Source organism: Geobacillus sp. (assembly GCF_017515625.1).
In the GTDB taxonomy this organism is placed as follows: Bacteria; Bacillota; Bacilli; order Bacillales; family Anoxybacillaceae; genus Geobacillus; species Geobacillus stearothermophilus.
The window spans coordinates 1-8590 of record NZ_JAFWFM010000169.1 but is presented as its reverse complement, the minus strand read 5'-3'; the positions used below and the strand labels follow the sequence as shown (position 1 = coordinate 8590).

7 protein-coding genes are annotated in these 8590 nt (G+C 49.7%); 3 read left to right on the top strand and 4 right to left on the bottom strand.

What is annotated here, in order from left to right; genetic code table 11:
- Positions 1–186 precede the first annotated feature (186 nt).
- The 3 genes from IKE44_RS09980 to pyc all read left to right on the top strand — a co-directional run bounded on the left by IKE44_RS09980 (position 187) and on the right by pyc (position 5310).
- Positions 187–474 (top strand): Fpa/YlaN family protein, encoded by a 288-nt coding sequence (locus IKE44_RS09980; protein WP_033008511.1) that lies wholly within the window; start codon positions 187–189, stop codon positions 472–474.
- Between the two features lie 121 nt (positions 475–595).
- Positions 596–1807, top strand: coding sequence for an FtsW/RodA/SpoVE family cell cycle protein (locus tag IKE44_RS09975; RefSeq protein ID WP_287465794.1), 1212 nt, complete (start codon positions 596–598; stop codon positions 1805–1807).
- A gap of 59 nt (positions 1808–1866) precedes the next feature.
- A complete protein-coding gene (gene pyc / locus IKE44_RS09970) occupies positions 1867–5310 on the top strand; it encodes a pyruvate carboxylase (protein WP_287465792.1) in 3444 nt (1147 codons plus the stop codon).
- Between the two features lie 52 nt (positions 5311–5362).
- On the opposite strand, the gene IKE44_RS09965 is transcribed toward pyc, so the two are convergent.
- The 4 genes from IKE44_RS09965 to IKE44_RS09950 all read right to left on the bottom strand — a co-directional run.
- The gene (locus tag IKE44_RS09965) at positions 5363–6322 is read right to left on the bottom strand and encodes a COX15/CtaA family protein (protein ID WP_033016254.1); all 960 of its coding nucleotides are present in this window, start codon (positions 6320–6322) and stop codon (positions 5363–5365) included.
- Between the two features lie 145 nt (positions 6323–6467).
- Positions 6468–7091 (bottom strand): ATP-binding cassette domain-containing protein, encoded by a 624-nt coding sequence (locus tag IKE44_RS09960; RefSeq protein WP_010001432.1) that lies wholly within the window; start codon positions 7089–7091, stop codon positions 6468–6470.
- A complete protein-coding gene (locus IKE44_RS09955) occupies positions 7088–8134 on the bottom strand; it encodes a hypothetical protein (protein WP_010001433.1) in 1047 nt (348 codons plus the stop codon). The genes IKE44_RS09960 and IKE44_RS09955 overlap by 4 nt, the downstream gene beginning before the upstream one ends.
- Before the next feature lie 24 nt (positions 8135–8158).
- The coding region (locus tag IKE44_RS09950; RefSeq protein WP_287465787.1) for a hypothetical protein at positions 8159–8590 on the bottom strand (432 nt) is incomplete at its 5' end.

Below are 8590 nucleotides of genomic sequence, written 5' to 3'. Positions count from 1 at the left end.
TCCACAAAGTCTTGACTGACTCCACCCTCTCCTCTGCATGTTACCGCTGTTTTTAGTTTAGTATAATAATAAATAAAGCGTTTGTCATGTTCCAAGCCGGATTGCTGTCAATGGTTTCAACTTGCAAAATGGCTTGTTTCACGTTAAGATTTAAAGAAGGATAGGGGAGAGAACGGAGGGATCGATGTGACGGACGAATCGATGGGCTATCGCGAAAAGGCGTACGCGCTGCTGCAAGCCGATGCGGAAAAAATTATTCAGCTCATCCGCGTGCAAATGGATCATTTGACGATGCCGCAATGTCCGCTCTATGAGGAAGTGTTGGACACGCAAATGTTCGGCTTGTCGCGGGAAATCGACTTTGCGGTGCGCCTCGGGCTTGTGGAGGCCAAAGACGGAAAGGCGCTCCTTGACCGGCTTGAGCGCGAGCTTTCCGCGTTGCATGAAGCAGTGACAAAAAAGCGCGTACGATAACGATACATGGCAACTCAAACGATTGGCCTGCCGTCGTTTGAGTTTTTCTGTTTTTGGGCAGGAAATCGGCGCGCTGCTGCGAATGATTTATGTACATACGTGCAAACAGGGAAGAGGGACGATGGATCGACAATTATGGAAGAAAGTGTTGAAATGTTACGATTATTCGCTCATGGCCGCGGTCATTATGCTGTCGTTGTTCGGCCTGATTATGGTGTACAGCGCGAGCATGGTGACGGCCGTCATCCGTTTTGAGGTGCCGAGCGACTATTTTTATGAGCGGCAAAAGCATTGGCTCATCGCCGCGCTCGCTGCCTTTGCCATGGTGGCTATTATTCCGTATAAAGTGTGGCGAAAAGAACGATTCGTGAAATTCGTTTTCTTCGCTTCCCCGCTGATGCTGATCGCGGTTGCGTTCCTTGGCCATACGGCCAACAATGCGACAAGCTGGTTTCGCGTTGGGGCGCTTTCCATCCAGCCGGCGGAGCTGGCCAAGCTCGGCCTGATTTTGTACTTGTCGGCGGCGTTTGCCAACAAGCGGAAACGGCTGGCTGAGCCGGTGAAAAGCAATTTATTCCCCATTTACTATACGCTGTTTATTTGTGCGTTGATCGCCATTCAGCCGGACTTCGGCACGGCGTTTATCGTTTTTGTCATCGCGGTGTGCATCATTCTTTCGTCTGGACTGCGCCTTACGTTGCTTTTCAAGCAGCTGCTCTTTTTCGCTTTGATCGCCGTGATGCTGTCGCCGCTTTGGCTTCCGTTCATGGGCAAAAAGATTTTTTCGAGAGAACGGTTGTCGCGCCTTTACATTTTTTTGGATCCGTTTCAATATGCGGATACGGACGGCTATCAGCTCGTCAATTCGTATTTGGCGATCGGGATCGGCGGGCTGAAAGGGCTTGGGCTCGGAAAAGGCATCCAAAAGTACGGCTATTTGCCGGAGTCGCACACCGACTTTATTATGGCCGTCATTGCCGAAGAGCTCGGTTTGTTCGGCGTCATGTTCACGCTTGGGCTATTGGCGTTTATCGTGCTGCGCGGATTGTGGATCGCCCGCCGCTCGACTGATGCGTTCGGCAGCTTGCTCGCCATCGGCATTTCCGTCATGATCGGCTTCCAGACGTTTATTAACGTCGGCGGAGTCGTCGGGCTCATTCCCATCACCGGGGTGCCGCTGCCGCTCGTCAGCTACGGGGGGACATCGCTCGTCCTGATAATGGCCTCGCTCGGCTTACTGGTGAACATTTCGATGTTTACGAAGTATGAACAGCGATACAAAAAAAGCGAAAAACAAGCCGTGAACGCGTCAAAAAAAGGTCTGACTTTCTAGAAAGTGTATTTACAAAACGGCAAAACTTTTATAGTTTAATTTAGAAAGGAGGAGAGACGATGAGGACAAGACGAATTCACAAAGTACTTGTAGCCAACCGCGGGGAGATCGCCATTCGCGTCTTCCGCGCCTGCACGGAGCTCGGCATCCGCACTGTAGCCATTTACTCGAAGGAAGATGTCGGTTCGTACCACCGCTATAAGGCGGATGAAGCGTATTTGGTCGGCGAAGGGAAAAAGCCGATTGAAGCGTATTTGGACATCGAGGGCATCATCGAAATCGCCAAAGCTCACGACGTTGATGCCATCCATCCGGGGTATGGGTTTTTGTCGGAAAATATCCAATTTGCGAAACGGTGCCGCGAGGAAGGGATTATTTTCATCGGCCCAAACGAGGATCACCTCGACATGTTTGGCGACAAGGTAAAAGCGCGCCATGCGGCCATGAAAGTGGGCATTCCGGTCATCCCGGGCAGCGACGGACCGGTCGGCGGCCTTGAGGATGTCGTCCGCTTTGCCGAAACGCACGGATATCCGTTCATCATCAAGGCGGCGCTGGGCGGCGGCGGACGCGGCATGCGCATCGTCCGTTCCAAGTCTGAAGTGAAAGAAGCGTTTGAACGCGCCAAATCAGAGGCGAAGGCGGCATTTGGCAGCGATGACGTCTATGTCGAAAAGCTAATCGAAAAGCCAAAGCACATTGAAGTGCAAATTTTGGGCGACCATGAAGGAAACATTGTCCATCTTTACGAACGTGACTGCTCGGTGCAGCGCCGCCACCAAAAAGTCGTTGAGGTTGCGCCGAGCGTCTCGCTGTCGGACGAGCTGCGCCAGCGCATTTGTGAAGCGGCGGTCAAACTGATGAAAAGCGTCGGCTACGTCAACGCCGGTACGGTTGAGTTCCTTGTCTCAGGCGATGAATTTTATTTCATTGAGGTCAATCCGCGCATCCAAGTCGAGCATACGATCACCGAAATGACCACGGGGATTGACATCGTCCAGTCGCAAATTTTAATCGCCGACGGCTTTTCACTCCACAGCCCGGAAGTCGGCATTCCAAAGCAGGAAGACATCCGCATTAACGGCTATGCGATTCAGTCGCGGGTGACGACTGAGGACCCGCTCAACAACTTTATGCCGGATACGGGAAAAATTATGGCGTACCGCTCAGGCGGCGGTTTTGGCGTGCGCTTGGACGCCGGCAATGCCTTCCAAGGAGCGGTTATTACGCCGTATTACGATTCGCTGCTCGTGAAAGTGTCGACATGGGCGTTGACGTTTGAGCAGGCGGCCAGAAAAATGCTGCGCAACTTGCGCGAATTCCGCATTCGCGGCATTAAAACGAACATCCCGTTTTTGGAAAATGTCGTGCAGCATCCGAAGTTTTTGTCAGGGGAATATGATACATCGTTCATTGACACAACGCCGGAATTGTTTGTGTTTCCGCGTCGGAAAGACCGCGGGACGAAAATGCTCACCTACATCGGCACGGTGACGGTCAACGGCTTCCCTGGAATCGGCAAAAAGAAAAAGCCGGTGTTTGACAAGCCGCGCGTGCCGAAATTGAGCGAAACCGAACCGATCCCGGCCGGAACGAAGCAAATGTTGGACGAACGCGGCGCCGAGGGGCTCATTCGCTGGATTGAAGAACAGCCGCGCGTCCTGCTCACTGATACGACGTTCCGCGACGCCCATCAGTCGCTGTTGGCGACGCGCGTGCGCACGATCGACGTGCTGCGCATCGCCGAACCGACGGCGCGCTTGCTGCCGAATTTGTTCTCGCTTGAGATGTGGGGCGGAGCGACGTTTGATGTGGCGTACCGCTTTTTGAAAGAAGATCCGTGGGATCGGCTGCTCAAGCTGCGCGAGCGCATCCCGAACGTGCTGTTCCAAATGCTGCTTCGTTCGGCCAACGCCGTGGGGTATAAAAACTATCCCGACAACGTCATCCGCGAGTTCGTCGACAAATCAGCGCAAGCCGGCATCGATGTCTTCCGCATTTTTGACAGCTTAAACTGGGTGAAAGGAATGACGGTGGCGATCGATGCCGTCCGGCAAAGTGGTAAAATCGCCGAGGCCGCCATTTGCTACACCGGAGACATTTTGGACCCGAGCCGGCCGAAGTACAACTTGGACTATTACAAGTCGCTCGCCAAAGAGCTCGAGCAAGCCGGAGCGCACATTTTGGGCATTAAAGATATGGCAGGGCTTTTGAAGCCGCAGGCGGCGTACGTACTCATTTCCGCGCTTAAGGAAACGGTCGATATTCCGATCCATTTGCATACGCACGATACGAGCGGCAACGGCATTTACACGTACGCCAAAGCGATTGAAGCGGGTGTGGACATTGTTGATGTCGCCGTCAGCTCGATGGCCGGCTTGACGTCGCAGCCGAGCGCTAATACGCTCTACTATGCGTTGGAAGGAACAGAGCGGGCGCCGGAAGTTGACATTTATGGCTTGGAGCAGTTGGCCCGCTATTGGGAAGATGTGCGCAAGTTTTATCAGGAGTTTGAAAGCGGCATGAACGCCCCGCATACGGAAGTATACATGCACGAGATGCCGGGCGGCCAATACAGCAATTTGCAGCAGCAAGCGAAAGCGGTCGGCCTCGGCGACCGCTGGGATGAAGTGAAAGAAATGTACCGCCGTGTGAACGACTTGTTCGGCGATATCGTCAAAGTGACGCCATCATCGAAAGTCGTCGGCGACATGGCGCTGTATATGGTGCAAAACAACTTGACCGAACAAGACATTTTTGAGCGCGGCGAAACGCTCAACTTCCCGGATTCGGTCGTCGAGTTTTTCGAAGGCTATTTAGGCCAGCCGCACGGCGGATTTCCGAAAGAGCTGCAGCGCATCATTTTGAAAGGGCGCGAACCGATCACCGTCCGCCCGGGTGAGCTGCTTGAGCCGGTTGACTTCGAGCAAATCAAGCGGGAGCTGCATGACAAGCTCGGCCGCGAAGTGACCGACTTTGACGCCATTGCCTATGCGCTTTATCCGAAAGTGTTTTTAGAATATGCGGACACGGTCGAAAAATACGGCGATATTTCCGTGCTCGATACACCGACGTTCCTGTACGGCATGCGCCTCGGCGAGGAAATTGAAGTGGAGATTGAACGCGGCAAAACGCTCATCGTCAAGCTCGTGTCGATCGGCCAACCGCAGGCCGATGGCACGCGCGTCGTCTACTTCGAGCTGAACGGCCAGCCGCGCGAAGTCATCATCCGCGATGAGAGCATCAAAGCGGCCGTTGCTGAGCGCATCAAGGCCGACCGGACGAATCCGAACCATATTGCGGCGACGATGCCGGGTACGGTTGTGAAAGTGCTTGTCGAAAAAGGGGAGAAAGTGGATAAAGGCGACCATTTGATGGTCACAGAAGCGATGAAAATGGAAACGACGGTGCAGGCGCCGTTTGCTGGAATTGTCAAAGACATTTACGTCAAAAGCGGCGATGCCATTCAGGCGGGCGACTTGCTGATTGAGCTATCCAAATAATGAAAAAGGGATGTCCGCGTTTTTGTGGGCATCCCTTTTTCTCTGCAGCGGATTACCGCCATTTCAGCACGGTTGGCGCTGTTTCCTCGGGCGGGTGAGCCATCGTTTTTCCCGGCGCACGGCGGGTGCGCAGCGCCAAGAGTAGCAAGTAGCTGAGCACGCCGAACAGGCAGGAGATAAAAAACGCGTGCGCCAGAGCCACGTATAAGTTCAACTGAGTGAACACAACGAGCGCCCCAGTTGTCATCTGGGCGAGGACGAGAAAAAGAGCAATGATCCATCCATAGTAGATAACCGGTTGGCTTCGGTAATGACGGATGGCGTGCAGCGCCGCGATGGCGATCCAGATGACGATCAGCCCCGCCGCCAGCCGATGGCCCATTTGCACCCATTCGTGAAACTGCACCGGGAAAGGACGCGTTTTCGCGCACAGCGGCCAGCTTGGACAGGCGAGGCTGGCGTTCGTATGGCGGACGAGCGCCCCGGTATAGACGACAATGTACGAGTAAATAATGATCCCGTAAATATGAACGCGCATCGGCCTGTCAAGCGTAAGCGAGACGGCGGAAAACGTTTTGTCCGCTTCAAAAATGAGCAGCGTCAACAGCAGCACAGCGGCAAATGAGATGAGCGAAATGCCGAAATGCAGGGCCAACACAAAATCGGACTGCCCCCAGACGACCGCGGCGGCGCCGATTAATCCTTGCAGGACGAGAAAAACGAATGAGACGACTGCCAAAAACTTTGTCTCCCGCATATGGCCGATGACCCGCCATGCCCAAACGGAAAGAATGAGCACCATGATGCCGGCAAGCCCGGAGACAAGGCGATGGCTCAGCTCAATGACCAGTTCAGGCGTAATGTCATCCGGCACCCACTGGCCGTTGCACAGCGGCCATGATCGGCCGCACCCCATGCCGGAGCCGGTTTTCGTCACGAGCGCTCCGCCGATCAGCACAAACAGCATGACCACGGTTGTCGCGGCCGCAAACCATTTTAATGAACGTTGCAAAATCTTCACCTTCTTGTATTGAGGAATTATGATTTTGTCCATATTTAGTAAAAAGTGGTGCAGTTGATAACGGCCAACGATGTTCCAAACCAAATCTAGTTTGCTATAATAATCGTAATTGAAAGGGCGAATAGGTTGACACATGTTAAACATCAATCATCACATCCCCCCACTGAATAACTAAAGGATCATGGGTGGCAACAATCATGATAGTCTGGTCGTTAATCAAACGATCCAATACCTGATATAAAATTGCTGTCGCAGTATCGTGATCTAATGCAGCTGTTGGCTCATCAATCAAAATAATGCGTGGTTTCTTTAGTATTAAGCGGGCTATTGCAACACGTTGTTGCTCACCACCAGATAATTCATAGACATGCTTTTTCAAATAGGCTTTAGATAAGTCCACAGCCTCTAATGCCTGTCTCATCTCTTGCGTATCTTGCTTTTGAATACGATGTCGAAAAACAAGCGCCAAATTATCAAAAACTGTTTGATCTTCTAACAACGCATAATTTTGAAATAGATAGCCCAAATAGTCTCGATAATACTGACTTTTTTTGATTGTTTTCAGATTACCATCATCATACGTTATGATGCCATGATAATCGTCATCAAAACGTGCAATCATATTCAAAATTGTTGATTTCCCCGCTCCAGAGCGCCCGCGTAAAATATATTTCATACCAGGTTGAAACGCAACTGATAAATTATCAATAATCTGATGTTTGCCAAACCGCTTACTCACATTTTTCAAAACTAGCGTCATAACTCTCCCTTAAGTATTAAATAACTTTGCCTTTCATTCCACATAATGCGGTACGTGAAAAACAATAACAGACAACTCATGACAAAAACAACGGTTATCAAGACGCTAGGCTTTGAAATTGCGTACAGGATGCCTGGTAACAACGCACACGATAGCATGAGATAAATGTGACGATACCGATTAATAAATGATATCCCATAAACTTGTTTTACAAACAATGAACGACGATAAGCCATAAATATGATGTAAATCGTAAACAAACCACACAATAACACCACTAAAATTGCCAGTATCAAACTACCCAATAAAACATTTTTACGCAGTAGGTAGGTTTGTTTCAAGGTTGCTCGCAGCTTGTTCGTACTACTAACGTCTTGAATAGTCGGCCCTAAAACCGTCATAACTTGGTTCTTATTTTCCTCAGAAGCCAAGTTAACCATCACGTTGCGTTGTGACAACCACGGTAACAAATTTTGCACAATCGATTGACTTGGTCTTTCTTTCGCAACTGTCTCACTGTTATCTAAATGCGCTAATGCATCACGCTGTACAGCATGAAAATTTATCACCAGTATATGTTTTGGTTTTTGGTAGGCAAATGACTGTTCCTGCGTTGCATTAAGAAAAACATAGGTTGACGTCGGTTGTATTTTCTTGATCACGATATTTTCGGTATCAATGCCATTCGGTATTGCATAATTTTGCTGTATTTGTGTCGTCGATAAATTTTCTGTCGTCAATAACGTTACGGGTCCATGAAAATCATCTGCTGTTAACTGTCTTCCGGTAACTGATCGTACCTGTTGATACTTAAAATAAGTGGGATTTACATAAATATCACGTGCGTAAGGTTGGTCGCGTCCCAAGGTTATTTTTGGTCCTTGGAATGGTGCAAACATGCTCATTAACAGTTGTGATTCATCTATCTGATTCAGCAATAAGTGACTCGTTTTTATCTGCACATCATCTTGTTTGGACATTGTGTGCATGGTTAAAACTGAAAAATGAGCTATTTGCTCCCACTTTTGTTGCCCTTGTCGCATTAAATTAATTTGTCGATTCTCTTTTTACGCCAAATCTAATGTTGTCACAAAATTCATAAATGTGAGTGCCAAAATGATACAAGATACGATTGGGATCAAGATTTGCTTCCCACGTCCTTTCAGAAGCGCTACGAGTTGCCCACGATTGAACAAAATCGTTAAGATAAGCGTACTAACAGCAACAGCACCAAAAAATAGTAACAATATTACGTTAACGATGATTAATTCATAAGTGAGCATCTCCGGTAACAATAACCATAAAACGCCAACAACAATAGGCAGCCCAACGAGATAAGTATAAACATAGACTTTTATGTTAGACCACCAAATCGTCAATACGGCAGTCCCCTTGGTTTGTCCCTTTAAAAGTTGTTGTATCACAAATTGCCGTCGTTGTTTAAAAACAATGAAACTATTCAGTATCACAATGACTAAGAGTATCATCACTAACAAGAC

Excerpts from the sequence above, each read along its gene's own strand:
- IKE44_RS09975 (WP_287465794.1), top strand. The coding sequence starts at position 596 with ATGGATCGACAATTATGGAAGAAAGTGTTGAAATGTTACGATTATTCG.
- pyc (WP_287465792.1), top strand. The coding sequence starts at position 1,867 with ATGAGGACAAGACGAATTCACAAAGTACTTGTAGCCAACCGCGGGGAG.
- IKE44_RS09960 (WP_010001432.1), bottom strand. The coding sequence starts at position 7,091 with ATGACGCTAGTTTTGAAAAATGTGAGTAAGCGGTTTGGCAAACATCAG.
- IKE44_RS09955 (WP_010001433.1), bottom strand. The coding sequence starts at position 8,134 with ATGCGACAAGGGCAACAAAAGTGGGAGCAAATAGCTCATTTTTCAGTT.